20 protein-coding genes, 2 tRNA genes, 3 rRNA genes and 1 pseudogene are annotated in these 25660 nt (G+C 42.2%); 13 read left to right on the plus strand and 13 right to left on the minus strand.

Annotated features, from left to right (window positions below):
• Positions 1-286: 286 nt before the first annotated feature.
• Entirely contained in the window at positions 287-670 is a 384-nt protein-coding gene (locus IHE35_RS07670; RefSeq protein ID WP_242786859.1) for a DUF1311 domain-containing protein, read from the minus strand.
• Between the two features lie 199 nt (positions 671-869).
• Between IHE35_RS07670 and IHE35_RS07675 the strand changes: the two genes are divergently transcribed.
• The 11 genes from IHE35_RS07675 to IHE35_RS07725 all read left to right on the plus strand — a co-directional run bounded on the left by IHE35_RS07675 (position 870) and on the right by IHE35_RS07725 (position 10794).
• Positions 870-1178, plus strand: a complete 309-nt coding sequence (locus IHE35_RS07675; protein ID WP_242786860.1) for a hypothetical protein — start codon at positions 870-872, stop codon at positions 1176-1178.
• Between the two features lie 147 nt (positions 1179-1325).
• Entirely contained in the window at positions 1326-2699 is a 1374-nt protein-coding gene (locus tag IHE35_RS07680; protein ID WP_242786861.1) for an AarF/ABC1/UbiB kinase family protein, read from the plus strand.
• Positions 2700-2945: 246 nt separating this feature from the next.
• A complete protein-coding gene (locus IHE35_RS07685; protein ID WP_242786862.1) occupies positions 2946-4241 on the plus strand; it encodes an acyl-CoA dehydrogenase family protein in 1296 nt (431 codons plus the stop codon).
• A 28-nt stretch (positions 4242-4269) separates the two neighbouring features.
• Positions 4270-5469 (plus strand): acyl-CoA dehydrogenase family protein, encoded by a 1200-nt coding sequence (locus IHE35_RS07690; protein WP_242786863.1) that lies wholly within the window; start codon positions 4270-4272, stop codon positions 5467-5469.
• A gap of 110 nt (positions 5470-5579) precedes the next feature.
• Complete coding sequence (locus IHE35_RS07695) at positions 5580-6068, plus strand: GNAT family N-acetyltransferase (RefSeq protein ID WP_242786864.1); 489 nt, start codon at positions 5580-5582, stop codon at positions 6066-6068.
• A 287-nt stretch (positions 6069-6355) separates the two neighbouring features.
• Entirely contained in the window at positions 6356-6868 is a 513-nt protein-coding gene (locus tag IHE35_RS07700; protein ID WP_242789976.1) for a transglycosylase SLT domain-containing protein, read from the plus strand.
• Positions 6869-7354: 486 nt separating this feature from the next.
• The gene (locus tag IHE35_RS07705; protein ID WP_242786865.1) at positions 7355-7714 is read left to right on the plus strand and encodes a roadblock/LC7 domain-containing protein; all 360 of its coding nucleotides are present in this window, start codon (positions 7355-7357) and stop codon (positions 7712-7714) included.
• A 54-nt stretch (positions 7715-7768) separates the two neighbouring features.
• Complete coding sequence (locus IHE35_RS07710; RefSeq protein WP_242786866.1) at positions 7769-8740, plus strand: hypothetical protein; 972 nt, start codon at positions 7769-7771, stop codon at positions 8738-8740.
• A gap of 12 nt (positions 8741-8752) precedes the next feature.
• The gene (locus IHE35_RS07715) at positions 8753-9289 is read left to right on the plus strand and encodes an ATP/GTP-binding protein (RefSeq protein WP_242786867.1); all 537 of its coding nucleotides are present in this window, start codon (positions 8753-8755) and stop codon (positions 9287-9289) included.
• Positions 9290-9299: 10 nt separating this feature from the next.
• Entirely contained in the window at positions 9300-9716 is a 417-nt protein-coding gene (locus tag IHE35_RS07720; protein ID WP_242786868.1) for a roadblock/LC7 domain-containing protein, read from the plus strand.
• Between the two features lie 115 nt (positions 9717-9831).
• Positions 9832-10794, plus strand: a complete 963-nt coding sequence (locus tag IHE35_RS07725; protein WP_180182461.1) for an IS30 family transposase — start codon at positions 9832-9834, stop codon at positions 10792-10794.
• 148 nt (positions 10795-10942) lie between these two features.
• Here IHE35_RS07725 and IHE35_RS07730 read toward each other — a convergent pair.
• From IHE35_RS07730 to ftsY, 10 genes and pseudogenes are all read right to left on the minus strand, one after another.
• A pseudogene (locus tag IHE35_RS07730) lies at positions 10943-11690 on the minus strand (IS5 family transposase).
• A 413-nt stretch (positions 11691-12103) separates the two neighbouring features.
• Positions 12104-12218: ribosomal RNA gene (gene rrf / locus IHE35_RS07735) — 5S ribosomal RNA — on the minus strand.
• 183 nt (positions 12219-12401) lie between these two features.
• A 23S ribosomal RNA gene (locus IHE35_RS07740) occupies positions 12402-15295 on the minus strand.
• Between the two features lie 418 nt (positions 15296-15713).
• Positions 15714-15789, minus strand: a tRNA-Ala gene (locus IHE35_RS07745).
• Positions 15790-15830: 41 nt separating this feature from the next.
• Positions 15831-15907 (minus strand) — tRNA-Ile (locus IHE35_RS07750).
• A 61-nt stretch (positions 15908-15968) separates the two neighbouring features.
• A 16S ribosomal RNA gene (locus IHE35_RS07755) occupies positions 15969-17508 on the minus strand.
• The 16S, 23S and 5S rRNA genes sit together here with 2 tRNA genes alongside, the layout of an rRNA operon.
• A gap of 454 nt (positions 17509-17962) precedes the next feature.
• Entirely contained in the window at positions 17963-18625 is a 663-nt protein-coding gene (locus IHE35_RS07760) for a DUF2057 domain-containing protein (protein ID WP_242786869.1), read from the minus strand.
• 206 nt (positions 18626-18831) lie between these two features.
• Positions 18832-19425 (minus strand): nitroreductase family protein, encoded by a 594-nt coding sequence (locus IHE35_RS07765; protein WP_242786870.1) that lies wholly within the window; start codon positions 19423-19425, stop codon positions 18832-18834.
• Between the two features lie 184 nt (positions 19426-19609).
• On the minus strand, positions 19610-20299 hold the full coding sequence (locus tag IHE35_RS07770; protein ID WP_242786871.1) for a nitroreductase family protein: 690 nt from the start codon (positions 20297-20299) through the stop codon (positions 19610-19612).
• 175 nt (positions 20300-20474) lie between these two features.
• A complete protein-coding gene (ftsY, locus tag IHE35_RS07775) occupies positions 20475-21581 on the minus strand; it encodes a signal recognition particle-docking protein FtsY (RefSeq protein WP_242786872.1) in 1107 nt (368 codons plus the stop codon).
• Positions 21582-21836: 255 nt separating this feature from the next.
• Between ftsY and IHE35_RS07780 the strand changes: the two genes are divergently transcribed.
• Positions 21837-23165 (plus strand): pitrilysin family protein, encoded by a 1329-nt coding sequence (locus tag IHE35_RS07780; RefSeq protein ID WP_242786873.1) that lies wholly within the window; start codon positions 21837-21839, stop codon positions 23163-23165.
• Positions 23162-24679 (plus strand): pitrilysin family protein, encoded by a 1518-nt coding sequence (locus tag IHE35_RS07785; RefSeq protein WP_242786874.1) that lies wholly within the window; start codon positions 23162-23164, stop codon positions 24677-24679. The genes IHE35_RS07780 and IHE35_RS07785 overlap by 4 nt, the downstream gene beginning before the upstream one ends.
• 3 nt (positions 24680-24682) lie before the next feature.
• Here IHE35_RS07785 and IHE35_RS07790 read toward each other — a convergent pair whose 3' ends face one another.
• Both IHE35_RS07790 and IHE35_RS07795 read right to left on the minus strand, forming a co-directional pair.
• Complete coding sequence (locus IHE35_RS07790; protein WP_242786875.1) at positions 24683-25006, minus strand: hypothetical protein; 324 nt, start codon at positions 25004-25006, stop codon at positions 24683-24685.
• 110 nt (positions 25007-25116) lie between these two features.
• Entirely contained in the window at positions 25117-25476 is a 360-nt protein-coding gene (locus IHE35_RS07795; protein WP_242786876.1) for a hypothetical protein, read from the minus strand.
• Between the last annotated feature and the right edge of the window lie 184 nt (positions 25477-25660).

The following is a 25660-nucleotide window of genomic DNA, read 5'->3' on the forward strand; positions in this document are numbered from 1 at the left end:
GCTAAAACCATGAAAAATACGAAAACAGCACGACTTAGCCCTTGCCAAAACTGATGTTAGCGAACTTGTCTTTAAGGATTAAATTCCAAGGGAATGGGTCAGTTTGACTCAGATTCGAATACTGCATTTTTTGGAGATAAGCAGACTTTTTAAATATAAGGTAATTGAGCAGACCACTGCCTAGCTCATTAGTTTATCCAGCCTTAACAACTATCAAACCTTCTTCACAATAAAAAAGCATAACAAGCTGAGATGCCTGTTATGCTTTTGGATATCAATTAGATTCTTAACGTTTTCCGCCAAAAGAACGTGACTGATAATAATTGGACTGCTCAATGACCATTGCCAGTGCACATTGCCCTTGCTGAATTTTGGTGTAGTTTCCAGCGCGGATACGACCACATTGCTTGTCCAGTCTAGATTCAAACAAGGCATGCTGGTTTTTTACTACAGCCGCATTATTTGCGTTTAATTTAAGATAATTTTTATAGCTTTTTTTCAGGATTTTAGTCTGTCCTTTTAATTCCTTGGCAATACATTTTTCAGTCTTACTACGGTCACCATAGGTGAACTTCATACATTGTGAATATTCCCTGGAATAATCCTGAGCTGCCTGTGTATGGACAGCTGTGCCCGCCAGAACGACAGTTAATAACCATGCAAAACGCATACATTCCCCTTTGCCAATTTGGCATGATGCTTACAATCGCAATCATCAATTTTGTTGTAAATTATATTCTGATACTACCTGAGTCCAATGAAAATTCCTATTCCTTTATAAGCATGGATTTTGCGCAAATAAGCAATTGAAACTCTCAAAATTGCCTCCATTATATAGCGAAGATAAACAAGTAAACGAGTTGAGTGTTATGAGCTACAAGCATAACAACCTGATGGCCATGCGCCTGAGTTATTGGAATGATGTACAGTCTCATAACGTGCAGCAGGAAAAGGTATTTTTGCAAGAATTATTGATTCAGCAAGGTGTTTTTAATCAAGCCACACTGGAAGATGCCCGCTATCTGTTTTTTAGTTTGCCAAGTATTGTGATTGTTAAAGGTTATGCGCTAGGCTTTCAACATGAATCCGTAATTACATTGATTCAACAGCACATTCAAACAAATATCCAACAGTTGCAACAAAGAACTGAATTAAAAATTCAATTTCAGATGCCATAATGCCTTGGCTAATATCAATACAGGTCATCGAACCAGATCATGTTCAGCGTAAATTCAATCTGTTAAAACTTTTTTAATACGTGAAGACAGGTTAATATCCGCTACAATGATTTATTCTGCTATATGCTGGGAAAGGATTTATTCTACATGTCAGATCAGAACGATAAGCTCAAACAACTGAAAACCTCATCTATGGATCGACGCTTATCGATCGCCAAGGCATCCCTACTTGCAGGTACCCGCTGGGCAGCATCAAATGCGACTTCGATGTTCTCGAGCGAAGAAGAAAAAGAGAAAAAACGCAAAAAAGCCATGAAAGAACAAGCGGATTATCTGGTTGCAGAAATCGGCAAGTTGAAAGGTTCTATCGTCAAGATTGGCCAGATGATGGCACTCTATGGCGAACATTTTCTGCCTGAAGAAATCACTCAGGCACTGAATACTTTAAATAACAAGACTGTAGCCCTTGCTTGGCCTGCAATTAAAGCCCAATTACAAGCGCAGCTTGGTTCAAAACTTGATGATTTAACCATTGATCATGAACCTTTAGGTACAGCCTCACTGGCTCAGGTACATCGTGCCAAACGCAAGTCGGATGGACTGGAACTGGTACTGAAAATCCAGTATCCAGGTGTTGCAGAAGCGATTGACTCAGATATGAGCCTGTTTAAGAACATGCTCAAACTGACCCGTATGGTGCCGCAAACCCGTGAATTTGATCAGTGGTTTGATGAAGTTCGCGAAATGATGCATCGTGAAGTGGATTACAAGATTGAAGCTGCGACGACCCGTCGTTTCTGTCAACGTCTGCAAGATGATCCACGCTATATCGTACCGACCATCATTGATAATTACTCGACCGACCGCGTACTCTGTATGACCTATGAGCGTGGTGTGCCCATCAATAGTCCGGTCATGCTGTCGCTACCACAGGAACGTCGCAATAAACTCGGTGAAGCTTCTTTGGAAATTGCAGTACGTGAGATTTTCGAATGGGGTGAAATGCAGACTGACCCGAACTTTGGTAACTATCTGGTGCGCTTAGGCAATGGTGACGATGCACAGGATAAAATTGTCCTGCTCGACTTCGGTGCAATCCGTCAGTTTGACCAGCATCTACTCAATGTGGCACGTAATCTGATTCAAGCGGGTTATCATCATGATTCAGATATGATGGTCAAAGCCATGACTGGTTATGAATTCTTTGACTCGATTCCACAAAGCATCAAACCGGATATGGCCAAAGTTTTCTTGCTGGCAACTGAAGCATTTAGCTCGCCAATGAACAATAAAGAACTGCCAGCTGGTGTAATGGATGCTCAGGATCGCTATGACTGGAAAAAGAGCCAGTTACATAGCCGTGTCATGCAACAAGCCTCTAAATCGATGGCATCACGTTATTTCAGCGTACCACCCAAAGAGTTCATGTTTATCAGCCGTAAATTTATTGGTGCCTATACCTTTATGACAGTCATTGATGCCAAAACCAATGTGCGTGCCATGATCAAGAAGCATCTCTAAATATGATCAAGTGATACCTTGAGTTGACCCTGTTGATTTCTGTCATCCGGGTCAATTTTTTGCATTTTAGTATTTTTTAATTATATAAATTTATCAATAATTTCATTAGGTTGGTATTAACCTTAATAAAATCGTTTTACTTAATTATTGTCACCCATTCATGTCATTCCTGACATGGTTTTTTATCAGACAACCTGTCAGCATAATTCTGAAAATACCTAAAACATTTATAACAGGATAATGATAATGAGCAATATGGTGAATAAGGCCCAAGGAGTTGGCTTATCCATACTGACTAAAATTGCAGGCAGTGAGCTGCTGGATCAGTTTAAGCTACGCAAATTCGTTGAAAAATCTCTTTATCAAAGCTCTAAGGCAGGTTTTAAGACCCTAAGCCAGACGCAAAAGCTGCTGAAATCAGGACAAAAAATAAAAAAACAACGTTTGCCAAGTCAGAGTAAATCCCTGTTTGATCTCAGCCTGACTCAAGAACAGCAGATGACCGTAGATGCGATGCAGCAGTTCTCCACCGAAGTACTTTATCCACTTGCTCACGATGCAGATCACACTGAAACCTTCCCAGAAGTTCTGTGGCAACACAGTATCGATTTAGGCCTTAACTTCTATGCCTTGCCTGAGTCCTTAGGTGGTGTAGCGACTGAAAAGAATATTGTGAGTAATGTGCTGATTGCCGAACATCTGGCTAAAGGAGACTTCAGTCTGACTGCTGGCCTGCTCTCAACCTTTAGTGTGATCAATGCCCTGACCCAATGGGGTTCAGAACAGATCCAATCTGACTACCTGCCTTCTTTCGCGAGTGATGCTGGTATTCGGGCAACATTTGCAACTCAGGAAAATACCCCTGCTTTAAATCCTTTTACGCTAAAAACCCAAGCCACGCCACATCAGGATCATTATCTGATTCAGGGTGAAAAAACACTGGTCTTGCTCGCAGCCACTGCAGACGTCTATCTGGTCAGTGCCATGCTCAATGGTCAGCCGGATGTATTTTTGGTGCAACGTGATCCAAGTATCAGCATTCAAAAGTCAGCTGCGATGGGTCTTAAAGCAAATGAAACTGCGACACTGCATTTCGACAATACCCCAGCCCAACGTCTCGGTGATGAAGACTTTGATTACGCCGCTTTTATCGATCTGGGTAATCTGATGTGGTGTGCCATGGCTGTCGGCACCTGCGAGGCTGTCAAGAAATACTGTATTCAATATGCAAATGAACGTACGGCTTTTGGCGAACCAATTTCACATCGTCAAGGGGTTGCTTTCATGATTGCCGATATGGCAATTGAAACAGATGCTATGCGTATGCTGGTGCTGAACGCTGCCAGTCTTGCAGAAGCAGGTAAGCCTTTCCATCGTGAGGCCTATCTGGCCCGTATTCTCTGCGCAGAAAAATCAATGAAGATTGGGACTGATGGCGTGCAAATCCTGGGTGGACATGGCTATACCCGTGAACATCCTGTGGAACGCTGGTATCGTGACTTACGCGCAACTGCTGTCATTCAAAGTGGGCTACATGCCTGATCATTGACATGAATATGGAATAATTATAATGAATCTGCAAAATCCAAAAAAATTTAAATTACTGATTGATCAGGCCCATGAAGTTGCGCTGAATGTATTACGCCCGATTTCCCGTAAATACGACAAGGCCGAACATAGCTATCCTAAAGAGCTAGATATGCTGGCTTCTGTTGTTGATGGCATGAATGCCGGTAGCGAAGGTATGAATGCTGGTGCTGCGGTGAATAAACGTGGTGATACAGATACTTCTAATAAAAATGGCGTCAACATGTCAACTGCACTGAGTATTATTGAGATGTGTTATGGCGATACAGGGCTGCTCCTGTCCATGCCACGCCAAGGTCTGGGCAACTCGGCAATTGCAGCGGTGGCAAATGATGAACAACTGACCCGTCTTGAAGGCACCTGGGCAGCAATGGCGATTACCGAGCCAGGTTGTGGTTCAGACTCTGCTGCGATCCGTACTACTGCAACCAAAGATGGTGAGGACTATATCCTGAATGGCGAAAAAATCTTCGTCACCTCAGGTGAACGTGCAGATTCTGTAGTGGTATGGGCAACTTTAGATAAAAGTCTGGGCCGTGCAGCAATCAAATCCTTTGTGGTACTCAAAGGCACCCCCGGGATGAAAGTCGAACGTCTGGAACATAAACTTGGTATCAAAGCTTCAGATACAGCTGCAATCAGCTTTATAGACTGTCGTGTGCCTGTGGCAAATCTGCTAGGTAATGCCGACATTGATGTCGCCAAAGGTTTTGCTGGGGTAATGGAAACTTTTGATAATACTCGCCCACTGGTTGCTGCAATGGCGATCGGCTGCTCCAAAGCATCTCTAGAGCGAATCAAAGAGATATTTAAAGACCAGCTAGATGCGAACTACGGTACGCCCTATTTGCAGAGCTCTAATATTGCAGCGCAAATTTACCGGATGGAAGCAGAATGGGAAACAGCTCGACTGCTGATGCTAAAAGCTGCCTGGATGGCAGACAATCGCAAACCCAACTCTCGCGAAGCTTCAATTGCCAAAGCCAAGGCAGGTCGTATTGCCAATGAAATCACTTTAAAGTGTGTCGAGTTAGCATCGTCTGTAGGTTATAACGAGACCGAACTACTCGAAAAATGGGCCCGTGACTCAAAAATTCTCGATATTTTTGAAGGTACACAACAAATCCAGCAACTGATTATTGCTCGTCGTGAACTGGGTAAATCCTCAAGTGAGCTGAAATGATCCCAACCCTCTAAGCTTCTGCTTTATTGCGAATAGATGTGTTTAAAAGATGGATTATTTATCGTTTTCAGGCTATAAAAAATCCATCTTTTTTTTGCATTTTATGAATTATGTATTCTATCCGCCCGATCCAGCCTCAGGATAATCCCCAAATTGCCAAAATTATTCGTGAAGTTTCTATTGAATTTGGTCTTGCTGCTGACTGTGGTTTTGCAGTAGGTGATTCCATTCTGGATAGCTTGTATCAAGTTTATCAACAACCAAATGCTACTTACTGGGTTATTGTGGATGAACAGGATCAAGTTTATGGTGGTGGTGGCATTGCGCCCCTACAAGGTGATGACAGCATTCTAGAAATCCAGAAAATGTATTTCCTCCCAGCGATTCGTCAATATGGTTTTGCCAAGCAGATTTTAAATCTGGCTTTTGATTTCGCTCAGCAACAGAACTTTCATAAGATTTATCTGGAAACGACAAAATCTCTTTGGCAAGCGGTCAAACTATACGAAAAACTAGGCTTTGAACATCTGGATCATACTGAAGGGAACACTGGGCATAGTGATGCCTGTGAAATATGGATGCTAAAAACCCTAGGTTGAAACCAGCCAAGCAATTTCACCGAGGAAAGTCCTAAATAATAAGAGACATTTAATCCTGCTTAGGATTTTCCTGACAGCGTAATCTCTAATCAGCTTCTTCATAAAATCTCCATGATTCAGCTATCTCTATCTTCGCTTTGTAAACATTTCAGCTAATTTCTTGACGATTTGTATACAGCTACTTAAGATCAGATTAATTTTAAAAATACATGGAAACTGAAATTTTGTTGGGCGCATTTTCTGTCAAAAACTATTCTTTATCTTTATTTAATAAGATAACTTTTAAAATGGGATTGCTGGGCTTGAGTACGATTTTACTCAGTGCATGTACTTCTTTTGGGGGTAATTCTTTAGAAAAACGTTCTGCAAAATTATCCAAAGGTATACAGAATGCCTACGCTATTTCAGCATCTACTGCAGATCGTGTTTCTCCTCTAATTATCCACCATGCAGAAAAAAATAGCCTGGATCCACTTATTGTCGCTGCGGTTATCCGTCAGGAGTCTACTTACCGCAGTCAAGTCACCTCATCTGCAGGTGCAGTTGGACTGATGCAAGTGATCCCGCGTTATTGGCAAAGCACGTGTGGCAATAATCTCTATGATGAAGCTGTCAATATTCAATGTGGCGCATATATCCTTTCTCATTACCATCAATCGGCTGGTGATCTTAAAAAGGCACTTGGTTACTATAATGTCGGACCAACTAATTACGAAAAAAATCGTAATATGCGTAAACAAGGAAAGAGATATGCTAATCAGGTGCTTAACCATAAAAAAACATTAAAAAACTCCATTTAGTTTTTCTAATAAATGTAATTAAGCATAATATAAATTATGCTTGATTATTAATCCAAATAATAATTATCCACTTTTATAATATTATTTGATCCAAGTCACTATTAACTTTCCATATCATATTTAAATCACATTTTGAATTAAATATATAAAAACCTATATTGTTTAGTAAAACAACACTTAAAATCCTTATTTATACTTTTTTTATATTAATCATATTTTTAATATTAATTCAAAATGAGTCAAATAATACGTATACCTAGATATGCTAACATGATGTTAATACTGAAATTACTAAGAACCAAGTCAAACAAAATCGTTTTTAAATTAATTTTAAATAATACTCTGATTCAATTAATAATCTTCCTATGCGCTAATTTTTAAATATTTTCAATTTATTCCAACTTGTATTGTAGGTTTTTTTATATAAACATTCTTGCGATAAATTTTTTTTATCTTCTTTATTTTAAAATTTTCCGGGGGGATAGTATGGCTAAGCTTACTTTAGATGCACTTACAGATATTGATGGTTTCGTTGCAGCAGCACTTGTAGACAGCGAAAGCGGTCTTGCATTAGCAACTCTTGGCAACAATACAATTGATCTTGAACTCGCAGCTGCAGGTAATACAGAAGTTTTACGTGCTAAACGTCGTGTAGCATCGAGCCTGAATCTAAATGATTCTATCGAAGACATTCTAATCACGTTAGGCAAACAATATCACTTGCTACGCCCACTTGATTCAAATGAAACTTTATTCCTTTATCTAGTTCTTGACCGTAGTCGTTCAAACCTTGCTATGGCACGTCATGAATTGAAACGCTTTGAAAAAGGTTTAGATTTCGCTTAATTAAGCTATTTGAGGGCTACTTTTTCCGGTAGCCCTTAAATTGAGCACATCCTCATGAAAGATACTCTCTATATTTCCATTTTTGGACTCAGCCTGTCTTTAATTAATGTACTTAAAAGTACAATAGCTGATGTTTTAAGTGAAAAATATAATCTGGTATGGACCAATCTTACTGACCAAAAACTACAGCTTTTATTAGTAAATGCTGATTTTGTCGATTTACCCCATATTCAAAAAATTAAAAATAATAATATTACACTTCTGCAAGTTGAGAAAAATCCTGCATTATCATCTCAGGTGCTTGAGAATACATTGTTCTTACCCTTTGAGCACTCCCAAGCTTTAACAGAATGGCTTCAACGTGAGTTTTTATCAGGTGCTCAGACTCTTTGTGCAATTGAACAACCAATATTAATAGCGCCCTCTCATAGCGCCAAAATTGCCTATCAGTCATTTAAGTTAATACTAGATGAGCTATTTCAGCCATCAGGTCATAGCAAATACATGATCAAAAATGGTGATGAACGTGTTGCGCTTATCGATCTGGAACAGCATTGCTTCTATCCAGTAATCAACTGGTATTCGGATCCTAAGGCGGAATTCCGCATTGAACCTGCCGATCTAAATAGTATTGTGCAATTCCGCACTCAAGTACGTCCAGAAGATCTTAACCAAGGGATCTGGAATTTCGTATGGCATCACCTGCAATTTACTCAACTTGAATATCCAGACTATTACCGCCTAACCAAATGGCCACAGATTAAAGACACTGATCAACGCAAAGACCTATTCAAATTAGCTGCCCTTTTCAGTGAAGGTTCATCAGTGGCGTATGCACAACAACAGCTGAAATTAGGTGAAAAATATATTCATCAATTTCTGTGTACTTCACAACTGGCCAATATGCTTGAACCAATCTCACCAGATCAAGCCAAATTCACACAGCATACAACCGCCGCTATTCCAAAAGAAGCTAATAAAATGATGAGTTTCTTTAGCAAATTACGTAAGAAGCTCGGTATCTAGGAGTAATTCAGTTTGATCTTGCACCAATTTAAATTGGTATTTGCTGGTAGCATGGGTGCTGGCAAGACCACAGCCATTCGCACCATTTCTAACATTGATGTATTAAGTACCGAAGCAATTAACACCGACCTTGAAGCACACCAGAAGTCACTAACAACGGTCGGTATTGATTATGGTGAACTGGTACTGGAAGATGGGGTCAAAGTCGGCTTATATGGCACACCAGGCCAGCAACGCTTTGATTTTATCTGGAACGTGATCACACAAGGCGCTATCGGAGTCATCTTACTGATCGATAACAGTATTGATGAGCCATTAGAAGAACTAGAATTTTATCTGAATTACTTCAAAGATAAAGTTAAAAATGTCGTGATTGGCATTACACATATTGATAAGAAAGCTAAAAATAATGCTGCTCTCTATCATGCCTGGGCTGAAAAACAGGACAGCACTTATCCTATGTTCTTTATTGATGCCCGCGAAAAAAATGATGTGTTAATGCTAGTTGATGCCTTAATCGCCACAGCTGAAATTCAACTTACTGCCTGAAGAAAATTCCATGTCCTTAAATGATCTTGCAAAACGTACTGCTCCCCAAGAATTAACTGAATTTGCAGCCAAACAGATTCAGGAGCTCTTATTCAATGTGCAAGGCGTAGAACTTACCATGCTCTGCTCTTCAGATGGATTTGAATTAGCCTCATTTGAGAAAATTAAAACCAATGACAAAGGAAAACTTGCTGCCGTAAGCAGTTCTATTGTAGCCATGGTCCAGGCATTTATGCAGGAATTACAACTGGAAGGTTGTCAAAGCATTACACTGGATGCTAATAATGGTAAAGCGATCTTAACGGCTATTCCACATCAAAAATATCCGATGCTGATATTAATTATGACATCAAGTGATGTCTTATTAGGACAGTTACTATACTGTACCAAGAAGACTGCTCAAGATATTGCTAACTTTCAAATTTAATAATTTTTAAATACGCAGATTCAAATACCAAGTGCGACATATTTGTAGTTAGTTGAAAAAGTTAGGTGTATTAAAATCATTAGACTTTTTTCAACTCGCAATTGGAAAGCACCCAATGAAGCAATACACCCAACTTTCTCAAGATGAAAGATACGAAATTTATGCTGCTTTGAAAAGCAAATCTTCAATCTCTACCCTTGCCAGGGAGCTTGGACGTTCTCGATCAACCCTTTATCGTGAGATCAAAAGAAATACTGGAAAACGTGGATATCGAGCTCAACAGGCAGAGAAATTTTCAAGTCAAAGACGATATCGATCCTCTTCACAAATGACAGATTTTGCTCTCGTTTATATTCGTTATCTGATTGGCTTAGATTGGTCTCCTGAGCAAATTTCAGGTGCTTTAACACAACGAGGTTGGCTTGATGTGCCTTCACATGAATGGATTTATCAGTATGTTTATCTAGATAAATCTAAAGGTGGTAAGCTCCACCTTCATTTAAGGCATCAAAAGAAATATCGTAAACGAGGTTATAAAAATACAGACCGTAGAGGCCAACTCGTTGATAGAACAAGTATTCACTGTCGCGATGAGGTCGTCGAGAAACGTCAACGCCTAGGTGATTTTGAAGGTGATACCGTGATAGGCAAGAATCACAAGGGGGCATTATTAACTCTGGTTGAGCGCAAAAGCTTGTATGTACATATCGTTCATTTGGGACAAACTAGAACCACAACTAAAACGATTTCGTGTGCTTTAGCATGTTTGCGCAGCAGTCATGCCTACAGTGTAACCTTTGATAATGGTAAGGAGTTCTCCGAGCACCGGCGGATAACGGAAGCAGGGATAGAGACGTACTTTGCAGATCCATACAAGTCGATTCAACGAGCCAGAAATGAAAATACCAATGGTCTGATCAGGCAATATCTGCCAAAATCATCTTCGTTTGATGAAGTGTCAAATGAACAAATAGAGCAGATAGAATTTGCTCTCAATCATCGCCCTAGAAAAACACTAGGCTGGTATACGCCTAGTGAAGTTATGGCTGGTTTTTATACTGTTGCACTTGCTGCTTGAATCCGCCATATTTACAGTCTATATATTCAGGCTGTAAATATTTTTTAAGATTAAGGTTCATAAGAATGACAAATAGAATCTGATGAAATTCCTGCGAGAAAAGTATTTTCAAATATATGATCTATTATCCCCAAACTGGGGCGTGTCATCAATTAAGCCATATTATGCTTGAAGCAAGGTAGATTGCTGAGAGGAATTTTTGAGCCAATTTATCATAGCGCGTAGCAATACCTCGATACTGCTTGAGCTTGGCGAAGAAATTCTCGATCAGATGTCTTGCTTTATAAAGATGTTGGTCATAATCACACTGTTCAATCGCGTTACTTTTGGACGGCATCACGGTCTGACCATTGATCTTATGGATTGGATCAATCACCCGATTCTTAGAATTATAGGCTTTATCCATGAGCCAAGTCTGACTTAACGATAAGTCCAGCAGCACATCAGCACCATTTAAGTCATGAGCATGCCCAGCAGTGAGATAAAATCCTGTCGGGTTGCCTAAAGCATCCGTACGGGCATGAATTTTGGTACTTAAGCCACCTTTACTGTGTCCGATTGCCTGTTCTTTTTTTTCCGGCGCTGTGTTGATGAGCGCGCACAATGGTTGAGTCCAGTATGGCATATTCATTATCACTTTCATGTGATAGCACTTCAAAAATTCTCTGCCAGACGCCTGCTTTAGCCCAACGGCTAAAGCGAGTGTGCACGACTCTAAAATCCCCAAAGCGTTCTGGTAAGTCTCGCCACGGAATACCGGAACGATACCGATATAATACTGCTTCAACAAATAGCCTGTTGTCTTTGGCAGTTACTCCAACAGTACTTGCTCGTCCGGGCAACAGATCCTTAATCTGCTCCCACTGATCATCTCTTAATGCATAGCATTTAGTCATGAAAAAATAATGAGGACAGATTAGATTTTCTCAAGCTAATTGATGACAGGCCCTAATTAAAATCAAAATAAATAAAATAGCAGAGACCAAACTAGTCATCACAGGAACAGCTTTTACTTCTGCTGATTTCAAGACATTGCTCGATCCAAATATTTTTTAACTTTTCCGTTTTAAATAATGCTGATTTAAAAACCAGTAATTTAATAATCTAAGAATCATAAAATACATAATAATCTGCCAGACATCCAAGTCATTAATAAAATACCCGTATAGTAATTATGGTTTTGCGTAAAATAGTTAAGATAATATTTATGTTATACAGTATTTTTCTATTTTGAAAATACAATGATTAAGAAAAAATTCAACGCATAAAAAAACACCCCCTGTTGTCAGGGGGTGTTTTTGAATTAATGAGCTGGCGATGACTTACTCTCACATGGGTAACCCCACACTACCATCAGCGCTAAGAGGTTTCACTTCTGAGTTCGGGAAGGGATCAGGTGGTTCACTCTTGCTATTGTCGCCAGCACAACTGTTTATGGATACTCGCTAGGTCTTATTTAGATGCCTTGCTTTCTACCAAATGAGTTATTAACAGAGATACTTGAGTCAATCTAAGGTGTTCATTTTATCTAGCTTGATCACTAAATCAAGTTGCTTTGATTAATATGAAATCAATTGATGCTTTATATACAACTGTTTGGGTGTTGTATAGTCAAGCCTCACGAGCAATTAGTATTGGTCAGCTTCATGTATCACTACACTTCCACATCCAACCTATCAACGTCGTAGTCTTCAACGGCTCTTTAGGTGACATAAAGTCACAGGGAAATCTTATCTTGAGGTAGGCTTCCCGCTTAGATGCTTTCAGCGGTTATCCCTTCCGAACATAGCTACCCGGCGATGCGACTGGCGTCACAACCGGTACACCAGAGGTTCGTCCACTCTGGTCCTCTCGTACTAGGAGCAGATCCTCTCAAATTTCCAGCGCCCACGGTAGATAGGGACCGAACTGTCTCACGACGTTCTAAACCCAGCTCGCGTACCTCTTTAAATGGCGAACAGCCATACCCTTGGGACCTGCTTCAGCCCCAGGATGAGATGAGCCGACATCGAGGTGCCAAACACCGCCGTCGATATGAACTCTTGGGCGGTATCAGCCTGTTATCCCCAGAGTACCTTTTATCCGTTGAGCGATGGCCCTTCCATACAGAACCACCGGATCACTAAGACCTACTTTCGTACCTGCTCGACTTGTGGGTCTCGCAGTTAAGCGCGCTTTTGCCTTTATACTCTACGCGTGATTTCCGACCACGCTGAGCGCACCTTCGTACTCCTCCGTTACTCTTTAGGAGGAGACCGCCCCAGTCAAACTACCCACCAGACATGGTCCTCGCTCCAGATAATGGAGCAGAGTTAGAACCTCAATATTACCAGGGTGGTATTTCAAGGACGGCTCCATGGCAACTAGCGTCGCCACTTCAAAGCCTCCCACCTATCCTACACAAGTAAGATCAAAGTTCAATGTCAAGCTGCAGTAAAGGTTCACGGGGTCTTTCCGTCTAGCCGCGGGTACACCGCATCTTCACGGCGATTTCGATTTCACTGAGCCTCTGCTGGAGACAGCGCCCCCATCATTATGCCATTCGTGCAGGTCGGAACTTACCCGACAAGGAATTTCGCTACCTTAGGACCGTTATAGTTACGGCCGCCGTTTACTGGGGCTTCGATCAATAGCTTCGCTTGCGCTAACCACATCAATTAACCTTCCAGCACCGGGCAGGCATCACACCCTATACGTCCACTTTCGTGTTTGCAGAGTGCTATGTTTTTAATAAACAGTTGCAGGGGCCTGGTTTCTGAGGCTGTCGACAGCTCAAGGAGCAAGTCCTATCACCATCAACAGCGTACCTTCTCCCGAAGTTACGGTACCATTTTGCCTAGTTCCTTCAGCAGAGTTCTCTCAAGCGCTTTGGTCTACTCGACCTGACCACCTGTGTCGGTTTCGGGTACGATTCCTGTTTAACTGAAGCTTAGAGACTTTTCCTGGAAGTATGGTATCAGCCACTTCACTGTACAAGTACAGCTTGCTATCAGTTCTCAGCATAGAGTACCCCGGATTTGCCTAAGATACATGCCTACAACCTTCCACCTGGACAACCAACGCCAGGCTGACTTAACCTTCTCCGTCCTCTCATCGCATTAAACAGAAGTATTGGAATATTAACCAATTTCCCATCGACTACGCCTCTCGGCCTCGCCTTAGGGGTCGACTCACCCAGCCCCGATTAACGTTGGACTGGAACCCTTGGTCTTTCAGCGAGCGGGTTTTTCACCCGCTTTGTCGTTACTCACGTCAGCATTCGCACTTCTGATACCTCCAGCAGACTTCTCAATCCACCTTCATCGGCTTACAGAACGCTCCCCTACCACTTGCAATAAATTGCAAATCCGCAGCTTCGGCATATAGTTTTAGCCCCGTTACATCTTCCGCGCAGGCCGACTCGACTAGTGAGCTATTACGCTTTCTTTAAAGGGTGGCTGCTTCTAAGCCAACCTCCTAGCTGTCTATGCCTTCCCACATCGTTTCCCACTTAACTATAATTTAGGGGCCTTAGCTGGCGGTCTGGATTGTTTTCCTCTTGACTACGGACGTTAGCACCCGCAGTCTGTCTCCCGGATAGTACTCATTGGTATTCGGAGTTTGCATCGGTTTGGTAAGTCGGGATGACCCCCTAGCCGAAACAGTGCTCTACCCCCAATGGTATTCGTCCGAGGCGCTACCTAAATAGCTTTCGGGGAGAACCAGCTATCACCGAGTTTGATTAGCCTTTCACCCCTATCCACAAGTCATCCCCTGGCTTTTCAACGACAGTGGGTTCGGTCCTCCAGTCAGTGTTACCTAACCTTCAACCTGCTCATGGATAGATCACCCGGTTTCGGGTCTATACCCAGCAACTAAACGCCCTATTAAGACTCGGTTTCCCTACGGCTCCCCTATACGGTTAACCTTGCTACTGAATATAAGTCGCTGACCCATTATACAAAAGGTACGCAGTCACCGAACAAGTCGGCTCCCACTGCTTGTATGCATGCGGTTTCAGGATCTATTTCACTCCCCTCACAGGGGTTCTTTTCGCCTTTCCCTCACGGTACTGGTTCACTATCGGTCAGTCAGGAGTATTTAGCCTTGGAGGATGGTCCCCCCATATTCAGACAAGGTTTCACGTGCCTCGCCCTACTCGACATCATCATATCAGCCCTTTCGTGTACAGGACTATCACCCACTATGGTTGCACTTCCCAGAGCATTCCACTAAAACTGATATGACTTAATGGGCTGTTCCCCGTTCGCTCGCCGCTACTGAGGGAATCTCAATTGATTTCTTTTCCTAGAGGTACTGAGATGTTTCACTTCCCTCCGTTCGCCTCATTAACCTATGTATTCAGTTAATGATACCTGGCTTATACCAGGTGGGTTTCCCCATTCAGACATCTCCGGATCACAGGATATTTGCCGCCTCCCCGGAGCTTTTCGCAGGCTATCACGTCTTTCATCGCCTCTGACTGCCAAGGCATCCACCACATGCACTTAATTACTTGACTATACAACCCCAAACAGTCGTTAACCCTTACAAGTTAGGTTAGCAACAGATCATGATGATTTCTCATCACTCTCATACAGTTGGCGTCTTGTGCATTTAAGCACTGTACAGCTTCAATTAGATTCATATACCAAAACGCTTGATTCAGTTTAATCGCTAGAACTCATTTCATTCAACTTTCACAATTGCTTGTTAGGTTGTTTAAAACGAGTTTGAACAAATTATTTCAACTCAAATATATTCTGTTAATGATTCACTGCATCCTCGTCGGAGTGCAGTCAACTGTGATAGATCACAGAGATTATCAAGTGCGCGTATCATAACGCTTGTACTTGTTAATCTCTAGGATCTCATCAATTGATCGCTTATTTCTTAGCTCATCTTACATCTGCTTGACCAACTAGTAGTCAATGATGTGATGGTGGAGACTAGGAGAGTCGAACTCCTGACCTCCTGCGTGCAAAGCAGGCGCTCTACCAACTAAGCTAAGTCCCCAGCTTATCATTTAGGATTCAATGTATCGTATGAGTATGTCATGGTGGGTCTGACAAGACTTGAACTTGTGACCCCACGCTTATCAAGCGTGTGCTCTAACCAACTGAGCTACAGACCCTCAGATACATCGTCATGAAGAACAACTTGTTGTGGATTCTTACCAATCGTCAATCTTTCGTTAAGGAGGTGATCCAGCCGCAGGTTCCCCTACGGCTACCTTGTTACGACTTCACCCCAGTCATCGGCCACACCGTGGTAAGCGTCCTCCTTACGGTTAGACTACCTACTTCTGGTGCAACAAACTCCCATGGTGTGACGGGCGGTGTGTACAAGGCCCGGGAACGTATTCACCGCGGCATTCTGATCCGCGATTACTAGCGATTCCGACTTCACGCAGTCGAGTTGCAGACTGCGATCCGGACTACGATCGGCTTTTTGAGATTAGCATCCTCTCGCGAGGTAGCAACCCTTTGTACCGACCATTGTAGCACGTGTGTAGCCCTGGCCGTAAGGGCCATGATGACTTGACGTCGTCCCCGCCTTCCTCCAGTTTGTCACTGGCAGTATCCTTAAAGTTCCCGGCATAACCCGCTGGCAAATAAGGAAAAGGGTTGCGCTCGTTGCGGGACTTAACCCAACATCTCACGACACGAGCTGACGACAGCCATGCAGCACCTGTATCTAAGTTCCCGAAGGCACCAATCCATCTCTGGAAAGTTCTTAGTATGTCAAGGCCAGGTAAGGTTCTTCGCGTTGCATCGAATTAAACCACATGCTCCACCGCTTGTGCGGGCCCCCGTCAATTCATTTGAGTTTTAGTCTTGCGACCGTACTCCCCAGGCGGTCTACTTATCGCGTTAGCTGCGCCACTAAAGCCTCAAAGGCCCCAACGGCTAGTAGACATCGTTTACGGCATGGACTACCAGGGTATCTAATCCTGTTTGCTCCCCATGCTTTCGTACCTCAGCGTCAGTATTAGGCCAGATGGCTGCCTTCGCCATCGGTATTCCTCCAGATCTCTACGCATTTCACCGCTACACCTGGAATTCTACCATCCTCTCCCATACTCTAGCTTTCCAGTATCGAATGCAATTCCTAAGTTAAGCTCAGGGATTTCACATCCGACTTAAAAAGCCGCCTACGCACGCTTTACGCCCAGTAAATCCGATTAACGCTCGCACCCTCTGTATTACCGCGGCTGCTGGCACAGAGTTAGCCGGTGCTTATTCTGCGAGTAACGTCCAAACATCTAGAGTATTAATCTAGAGTTCCTCCTCCTCGCTTAAAGTGCTTTACAACCAAAAGGCCTTCTTCACACACGCGGCATGGCTGGATCAGGCTTCCGCCCATTGTCCAATATTCCCCACTGCTGCCTCCCGTAGGAGTCTGGGCCGTGTCTCAGTCCCAGTGTGGCGGATCATCCTCTCAGACCCGCTACAGATCGTCGCCTTGGTAGGCCTTTACCCCACCAACTAGCTAATCCGACTTAGGCTCATCTACTAGCGCAAGGCCCGAAGGTCCCCTGCTTTCTCCCGTAGGACGTATGCGGTATTAGCGTTCCTTTCGGAACGTTGTCCCCCACTAATAGGCAGATTCCTAAGCATTACTCACCCGTCCGCCGCTAAGATCCAGTAGCAAGCTACCTTCACCCCGCTCGACTTGCATGTGTTAAGCCTGCCGCCAGCGTTCAATCTGAGCCATGATCAAACTCTTCAGTTTAAAATCAATAGTACATATAGTGTACCAATCTTGGCTCATCAATTACTGACAAAAAATTTGCTCAAATAAACTTCGAGAAATTTCTACCAATTATCAATGAAAATAGTTTCGATTGATCAACCAGTAAAAATCCACACAAGTTGTTCTTCATAATCTCTTAATGATCTCACTTAAAACCTCGTCAGTTTTAAGTTCCAACTTAATCACTTAACTTTTCGTTTCATGCATTGCGTTGGTGTGCTGCGTATTCTATACAGTTTCACAATGAGCGCAAGTGCTTTTCATAAAAATATATAAAAATATGAATTGGTCGTTCATTTTTTACTCTGAATGCGTATTTTTAGCAGCTTTACGGATATTAATCCATCGTTCTGGCCTGAAATATATTTTCAAAGTGTAACGCTCAGCTATCAAATTAAAAAAGATCGGTATAAACCGATCTTTTTCATGTTTTTTAATTGCCTTGTTCAGCAAGCCAAGACATAAACTTTTGACGTTCTATTTTAGATGCTTGTTGCCAAAGCTGAATCAGCTGCTGGTCAGTAGAAGTTTTTATTGCTGTTTCAGTTGAGTTTACCTTAGCTACTACTGGCACTAGCGCTGCCTGTGTATAAACTGGTGCAGGCTGATTTGCAGGAGCAACCGTTTTAGTGGTCAGGTCTACTGCTTTACCCAATACACTTTTTCCCAATAAAGGCTTGGTTTCACTATTTGCCCCTGACTGCTGTACCAGCAACTGATTTTTGGCATCATATAAACCAACAATCGGTTGGTCTTTATATTTTTGTGCGGCATCAAAATTTTTAGGTGCGTTGATTAAAGCCAGACGATAGTTTTCACCATCTTTCAGTTCAGGCGTTTTAACTGTTACTACGCCTGATTTTAAAATGTCATGGGTATTGTCATTATGCTGGAAGAATTCCGTATAACGCACACTAATGCTGTTTGATCCCGGATCTAGCTTATAGGTCTGGTTTTTACGGATTAATCCACTTTTTACTTCTTGCTCATTCACCGCGACAATCTTGATTTCTTCCGGTGCCATCAAGGTCACTGCTGAAAAGACAGAACTACTTCCCATTAAAGTCGCAGCTGCGATCGCAATACGTAAATTCATTCGCTTCATTCTTCCTGATTATTTAAGTGTGTTTGCACTATGCCGAGTATATGTGACAATTTTATGATAAATCACTTAGACAAACAGCCAGTAGTTCAAGCATATATCTATATATCCATCTGATATATTCAGCTAAGCGCTATGTCGTCAATGCATACAAAATAAAAAAGGAGCACTGAAGCGCTCCTTTTCATTATTCAACTCTATTAATTAAAAGTTTTAAAACGCTCTGCGTCATCCACAAAAGTTTTCTCACCTGCTGGCGCTTCAATGGAACCAAACACCAATTGGGCGCGTAGCTTCCAGTTTAAAGGCACATCAAAAGCGATCGCGACTTCATCATCAATGATCGGATTATAGTGCTGCAAAGAGGCACCAATATTTTTTTCCGCCAATGCTGTCCAAGTCGCAAATTGGGCAATCGCTGAAGAATGCTCTGACCATACCGGGAAGTTATCTGCATACAATGGGAATTGTGCTTGCATTTCTTTTACCACTTCCTGATCTTCATAAAACAAGGCTGTGCCATAACCCGCTGCAAAACTGTTAATTTTGTTATTTGTTCCTTCAAACGCATTAGCTGGCACAATTTTCTTTAAAGTGTCACGGACAATATTCCAGAAATTTTGATGCGATTCACCAAACAGGATCACTACGCGAGAAGTTTGCGAGTTAAAAGAAGATGGGCTGTGACGCACTGCCTCCTTAATTATATTTTCAATTTCCACCTGATCTAGCGTTACATTATTACCAATTGCATAAATGCTACGGCGTTGTTTGATTTGATCTAAAAATGCCATGGAGAACCTCTTGTATATCTTGTCTTGTTCAAAATCGATAATGACAGATTAATCTTTTTTTTAACCCAAAACAGGCGTATATAAAAAACGTAGTGTTTTATTAATAGAACAATAAGAGGTTTTTTTACGTTTAATATTTGTATTGTACCCACTGGCCTATATCTCCAGTGGGTTGTTTATCATTTTAGGTAAATACGCAAAAGCGATCCTGGAAGTTAGGGTTCCGATGGGGTTCTGCAGGCTGTTCAATAGAACCAAAACAAAGCTGGGCGCGTAGCAGCCAGTTTTCATCTATTTTAAAATGTGCTGCGATTGCCTGATCCACCGTTGGATTATAGTGCTGTAAGGATGCCCCCAAGCCTGAATCTGCAAGTGCTGTCCAGACAGCAAACTGCGCCATGCCCGAAGTCTGTTCAGACCAGACCGGAAAATCTTCAGCACTCATTGGCATTTTCTTTTGTAACTGCTGAATGATCGTTTGATCTTCATAAAATAAGACTGTTCCAAAAGCAGCAGCACATTGATCAATCTTGATTTCAACTCCTTCGAATACCTGAGCAGGCATTTCCAGACGTTTAACCTCTTTTACAATTTCCCAGAATTTATAATGTGAATCACCAAACAGAATTACGATTCGTGCACTTTGTGAATTGAAAGCTGAAGGACAACTGCGTACTGCAGCTTGAATCAGTTCAGCAATATATGCCTGGCTATAATGAACTCGCTTCCCCAAAGCATAAATACTACGGCGCTTTTTTAACTGATCGATAAAAGTCAGCTCATCCGTCTGTTCAGTTTTGCTCTTTTTTGAAAATTTAAAATCTTTAGTCAGGTCTGTCGTTAGTACATGCCCAATCTTATTTAACAACGCCATTTACACTTTTCCCCAATTAAAACATGCCCGCCAATGGCTGGACCTGTTTATTGTAAAGGCTTTGGCTAAAAGGCTTATGACATAAGCTTTCAAGGCTGTTGCTTTTTACAGCAATCAATCGATTTAAAAACAAAAAACTCCGCGCTAAGCGGAGTTTCTGTGACTTATTGCACGATTATTTATTTTCAGTTTCAAATAACGCAGCAACAAATGATTTGGCAGAGAATGGACGAAGATCGTCAATTTTCTCACCTACACCAATAAAGCGGATTGGCACATGGGTACGGCTGGCAATGTTAAATAGCACACCACCTTTAGCAGTACCATCCAGTTTGGTGATAGTAATACCAGTCAGACCGACCGCTTCATCAAACATTTCTACCTGATTAATTGCATTTTGACCTGTACCAGCATCCACAACCAGCATCACTTCATGTGGTGCAGTTGCATCAATCTTCTGCATCACACGTTTCACTTTGGTCAGCTCTTGCATCAGGTGGCTCTTGTTATGCAAACGGCCTGCCGTATCGGCGATCAGGACATCTACACCTTTGGCACGGGCACTTTCAAAAGCATCAAAAATGACAGAGGCAGAATCAGCACCGTGACCTTGAGCAACTACGGCGATGTTATTGCGCTCACCCCAGATTTGCAGCTGTTCAGTTGCCGCAGCACGGAAGGTATCACCAGCTGCCAGCATGACTTTCTTGCCTTTGCCTTGTAAACGTTTTGCCAGCTTACCAATGGTTGTGGTTTTACCTACACCGTTTACACCGACAACCAGAATCACGAAAGGACTTTTGTTCGGGTCAATGTGCAATGGTTTTACACGCGGTGCCAATAAGGCCACGAGTTCTTCCTGAAGCGCTTTATATAATGAATGAGAGTAAATCAAGTCTCCACGTGCTGTACGTTCTGTCAAATTGGCAATAATGGTCTTGGTTGCATCTACGCCGATATCCGCAACTAGCAGCTGCTCTTCTACTTCTTCTAATAATTCGTCATCAATTTCCTTACCACCGATGAGGATATTCACCATGCCGTCTGCAAGGTTTTTACGGGTCTTGGTTAGACCTTCCTTCATACGGCTAAAGAAACCACCTTTGGGAGCAGATTCTTCACTCAGCATTTCTGTTTCAGCGGGCGCTGAAACAACGGCTTGTTCGCGTGGCGTTTCTATAATTGGCACATTGACCGCAGGTAAACTCGGTAATGTGACATCGTCATCTCCGATATCAGCATCAATCAAAAATTTGTTTTGCCCATTAGATTGCTGTTGCATGCCGAATCCTTGAAAAGCATTGCGTTAAAAAATGGGATTCTACCATAAGTTATAAAGTTTTAGCTTTAGATTAAAATTCCATTTCTATTACACCAAAAAGCAACAGCACCACTTTGCTTTCAATTGCACAATTCTTAAAATGACTTATAAATACATTCGCTTATTTTGGAATATCTAGTGTTCAAATCACTCATTTTTATGCACGCTCGCCCAATCCAGTTTAAGCGATACCTGTATTCGCTTGGCGCAATACTAATGTGTTTAGACAGCAGCCAGCTTCAGGCAAAAACCATACAAAAAGCCAAATCCGAACTGACACGTAGTACCTTTGAAACCACCCTGAAAAATGGTCTGAAAGTCATTATCCGGGAAGATCACCGTGCACCAATGGTCATGACCCAGATCTGGTATAAAGTCGGCAGTGCGGATGAGTCTGGTAATACCCTGGGTGTATCACATGTACTGGAACATATGATGTTCAAGGGCACCAGCAAAGTTCCAAATGATGAATTCACACGGATTAGCCGGATCTACGGCGGTAGTGTGAATGCTGCAACTTTTACCAATTACACCAATTATTATCAGCTTTATCCCAAAGCCTACTTTCCGATGGCACTCGAACTCGAAGCAGACCGTATGAGCAATCTGCTGCTACGCCAACAGGATTTTGAACCCGAAATCAAAGTGGTCATGGAAGAGCGCCGCCAGCGCACCGATGATAATCCACGTTCACGTGCCTTTGAACGTTTTAAATGGATTAGTTATCCCACCAGCCATTATCGCCAGCCAGTCATTGGCCATATGAAAACCCTGAACAATATCCAGCTCAGTGATGTAAAGCAGTGGTATAAGACCTGGTATACGCCGAACAATGCCATTCTGGTGATTGTTGGCGATGTAGAGTCTGAAAAAGCTCTCCTGCAAGTGCAAAAGTACTTTGCCGACACCCCCTCACGTGTTACACCGCAACGCAATGATGTACTTGAGTTTGAACGCTTAGGCTATCGTCACATGGAAATCAATACTGATGTACAAGTGCCCAACCTGTATATGACCTGGAATGTCAAATCACTGGCTTCAGCAATCAATCGGCAAGATGCTTATGCCCTGACAATTATCCGGAGTTTGCTGGACAGCGGTATTTCCTCACGGCTGCAAGATCGACTGGTACGAGACCGCAAGCTGCTGACTTCTGTCAGTGTGTCCTATGATCCATATAACCGTGGTGACAGCCTGTTTAGCATTTCCGCATTACCTGCAAAGAATGTCAGTTTTGAAGATGCGCAAAAAGCCATTCAGACAGAAGTTGATGCGTTAAAAACTGCAGATATTCCCAAGCATGAACTGGAACGCATTACCACCCGCTTTGTTTCCAATCTTATTTATAGTCAAGATGATATTGCTGGTCAGGCCAAAATGATCGGCAATCTGGAAGTAAACGGCTTAAGTTACCGGCTGATGGATGAGCTTCCTAAACATTATGAAAATGTTAGCATGAGCGATATTCAGCGTGTCGCGAATACCTATTTCATTCGTGAAAATCTCAGCACCTTATACCTCGCACCGGAAGCAAAAGCACAATGATGATCAAGCTCAAGTCTGCATGTTCAAATGGTGTATTAATTGTTGCGTTGAGCTATGCTTCTCTGGTCTGGGCCGAAATTGATCAAAATACAGAACTTCTACCGGAGGATAATCCCGGCCAGTTGCAAGCTATCCCCCTGCTACAAAGCTTAAAGAATCTCGAGAATGAAAGACAGTTTCAGGCGCCTTATGTCCATGAGCTGAATAATCGCTACAAAGTACGTACGCTATTTGTCGAAACCAAAGATCTGCCGATGGTCGATATTCAGCTGACCTTTAATGCTGGTGCAGCACGGGATGAGGAAATTCAAAAGGGTTTGTTTGGTTTGTCCAGTATGGCAGCCAAATTGATCCGGGAAGGAACCGATACATATACTGCCCGGGAAATTGCGGCTGTTTTTGATCAAAGCGGCGCGCAATTTAGTGCCCAGGCATATCGGGATATGTTTGTCATCCGCTTACGTGTGATGTCTGATCCCAAAAAACTGGAACCCGCCCTAGCAATGATGATGGAAGTCCTTAAACATGCTTCCTTTAAAAATCAGAGCATCAGTCTGGCGGTTAGCAACACCAATGTTGGTCAAAAACAGTTACAGGAAAGTCCAGGTCGCTTAATGGATATCCGCTTTTACAGAACCCTGTATGGACAGCACCCCTATGCACAGCCAGTAACAGGCACGATTGGCGGCACTCAAAAAGTAAATTCTGAACATTTAAAGAAGTTCCGTGATCAGTTTCTGGTCGCGAAAAATATGAATATTGCGATTACCGGAAAACTTAGCCCAAAACAAGCCCTGGATCTTTCAGAACGCATTGCAGGAAATCTCAAGCAAGGAACACGGGCACAACCATTACCTGATACGCAACTAAAAAATGATATAGAAGTTGTCCATATTCCCTATAACTCAAGTCAAGCCTATGTGATGTTTGGTCATCTCGGACCTAGTCATTTTACTGAAGATAAACTTGCTTTAGAAGTAGCGAATCGTATATTTGGCGGTAGTGGCTTTAATGCGGTATTAATGCAGGAGTTAAGAGTCAAACGTGGTTTTACCTATGCCGCTTATAGCACTTTTAGCTTTACTCAGACACCGGGGGTGTTTAGTTTTCGCTATTCAACCCGTCAAGACCAGCTATTAGACAGCATTCAAGTCGCACATCAGGCATTTATCAACTTTGTAAATCAACCGATAGACACCAAACGACTGGAAGAAACCAAATCTGGAATGTTAAGGGCGTTTCCAAATAGCTACAGCAGCAATGCCACCATTAACGCCCGGCTTGGAACGATGGGGTTCTATGCAGAGCCACGCGATTATCTCACCAGTTTTCCAGAACGATTAGCCAAAATCACAGTAAAAGATGTTGAAAATGCAGTACGTAAACATTTGCATCCAGACCGTTTAACTGTAGTCGTCGTTAGTCAGACACTCGATAAAGATGGACTGAAAACAGCTTTGAAAGCAAATTTAACGAATACGGCTACGACTGATGGATTAATATTCACCCCTTAAGTTTTAAGGCTGATCCGCTTTTACTGCAGGTAGCTGATGTGCTCGGACTGATTCCTGCTGGTATGCCTGCATCAATTTAAGATATTGACCACGATAAATCGATGGCTGGTCAAGCAAGGCCACTGCCATATCTTGTGTTTGTGGCAGTTGTTGCTGTATGGAAAGTTGCTGAATTTGTTTAGATTGAACCGTAGTGACGGGACGATAGAGGGCAATACTTGCCAACACAATAATAAATAAAATAATAAAAACAAAAACGCTGTTATAGATTTGCTCAAGCGTTAATTTGGACAAAAATATCCTGATTTTTTCTACGTCAATAGCCATACACTACCTCTAATTCAAAGTAGTGTATGGCTGCATTGCAATAAGTTCAAGTAATCGGCTGGAAATTCACCCTATTTGCAGATAACTTGTTCCTGCTCAGTATGATTCGTTTATTTGAATAAAGCGATAAAAACGGTACTTCCCAGCATACCTGCAGTAATCGCCAGAATCAGGAAGATAGCAAACTTGCTCACCCCAGACTCTGCACTGGCTGGGTGCAGGCGGTCTGGATCGGCAAGACGTACCAGTTCTGAATTATAAAGTCTGTAGAATTGCTCACGCTGATTCTCGTCCAGCTGACGGGTAAAATCATAGACCGCTTTACGCTGTGCCAGACTATACTCCCCTAAATGAATTTCTTTATGGAAAATAGCTGCATCTAATTTTTTCCGGTGCAGTTGCGCCAATGCCATCACTTGCCCAGCTGTCGGAGGGATATCAAAATCAATTCCATCTAATGTACGCGACATGTTATTCTCCTTGTTGTTAGTTTAAATAGTTACTTCACATACTAATAAAAAATACAATTGATGATAGTTTAATCATGTAAACTATAAAACAAGAATTAGACGGGGTGAAATAATTGACTTTTCATCCATCTTGTAATATTAGTTTAACATTACTCAGTTATATTTGTAGTTAGACTAAAAAGTC

The sequence above is a fragment of the Acinetobacter sp. ASP199 genome, from assembly GCF_022700675.1.
Lineage (GTDB): Bacteria > Pseudomonadota > Gammaproteobacteria > Pseudomonadales > Moraxellaceae > Acinetobacter.

Excerpts from the sequence above, each read along its gene's own strand:
- IHE35_RS07670 (WP_242786859.1), bottom strand. The coding sequence starts at position 670 with ATGCGTTTTGCATGGTTATTAACTGTCGTTCTGGCGGGCACAGCTGTC.
- IHE35_RS07675 (WP_242786860.1), top strand. The coding sequence starts at position 870 with ATGAGCTACAAGCATAACAACCTGATGGCCATGCGCCTGAGTTATTGG.
- IHE35_RS07680 (WP_242786861.1), top strand. The coding sequence starts at position 1,326 with ATGTCAGATCAGAACGATAAGCTCAAACAACTGAAAACCTCATCTATG.
- IHE35_RS07685 (WP_242786862.1), top strand. The coding sequence starts at position 2,946 with ATGAGCAATATGGTGAATAAGGCCCAAGGAGTTGGCTTATCCATACTG.
- IHE35_RS07690 (WP_242786863.1), top strand. The coding sequence starts at position 4,270 with ATGAATCTGCAAAATCCAAAAAAATTTAAATTACTGATTGATCAGGCC.
- IHE35_RS07695 (WP_242786864.1), top strand. The coding sequence starts at position 5,580 with ATGTATTCTATCCGCCCGATCCAGCCTCAGGATAATCCCCAAATTGCC.
- IHE35_RS07700 (WP_242789976.1), top strand. The coding sequence starts at position 6,356 with ATGGGATTGCTGGGCTTGAGTACGATTTTACTCAGTGCATGTACTTCT.
- IHE35_RS07705 (WP_242786865.1), top strand. The coding sequence starts at position 7,355 with ATGGCTAAGCTTACTTTAGATGCACTTACAGATATTGATGGTTTCGTT.
- IHE35_RS07710 (WP_242786866.1), top strand. The coding sequence starts at position 7,769 with ATGAAAGATACTCTCTATATTTCCATTTTTGGACTCAGCCTGTCTTTA.
- IHE35_RS07720 (WP_242786868.1), top strand. The coding sequence starts at position 9,300 with ATGTCCTTAAATGATCTTGCAAAACGTACTGCTCCCCAAGAATTAACT.
- IHE35_RS07725 (WP_180182461.1), top strand. The coding sequence starts at position 9,832 with ATGAAGCAATACACCCAACTTTCTCAAGATGAAAGATACGAAATTTAT.
- IHE35_RS07760 (WP_242786869.1), bottom strand. The coding sequence starts at position 18,625 with ATGAATTTACGTATTGCGATCGCAGCTGCGACTTTAATGGGAAGTAGT.
- IHE35_RS07765 (WP_242786870.1), bottom strand. The coding sequence starts at position 19,425 with ATGGCATTTTTAGATCAAATCAAACAACGCCGTAGCATTTATGCAATT.
- IHE35_RS07770 (WP_242786871.1), bottom strand. The coding sequence starts at position 20,299 with ATGGCGTTGTTAAATAAGATTGGGCATGTACTAACGACAGACCTGACT.
- ftsY (WP_242786872.1), bottom strand. The coding sequence starts at position 21,581 with ATGCAACAGCAATCTAATGGGCAAAACAAATTTTTGATTGATGCTGAT.
- IHE35_RS07780 (WP_242786873.1), top strand. The coding sequence starts at position 21,837 with ATGTGTTTAGACAGCAGCCAGCTTCAGGCAAAAACCATACAAAAAGCC.
- IHE35_RS07785 (WP_242786874.1), top strand. The coding sequence starts at position 23,162 with ATGATGATCAAGCTCAAGTCTGCATGTTCAAATGGTGTATTAATTGTT.
- IHE35_RS07790 (WP_242786875.1), bottom strand. The coding sequence starts at position 25,006 with ATGGCTATTGACGTAGAAAAAATCAGGATATTTTTGTCCAAATTAACG.
- IHE35_RS07795 (WP_242786876.1), bottom strand. The coding sequence starts at position 25,476 with ATGTCGCGTACATTAGATGGAATTGATTTTGATATCCCTCCGACAGCT.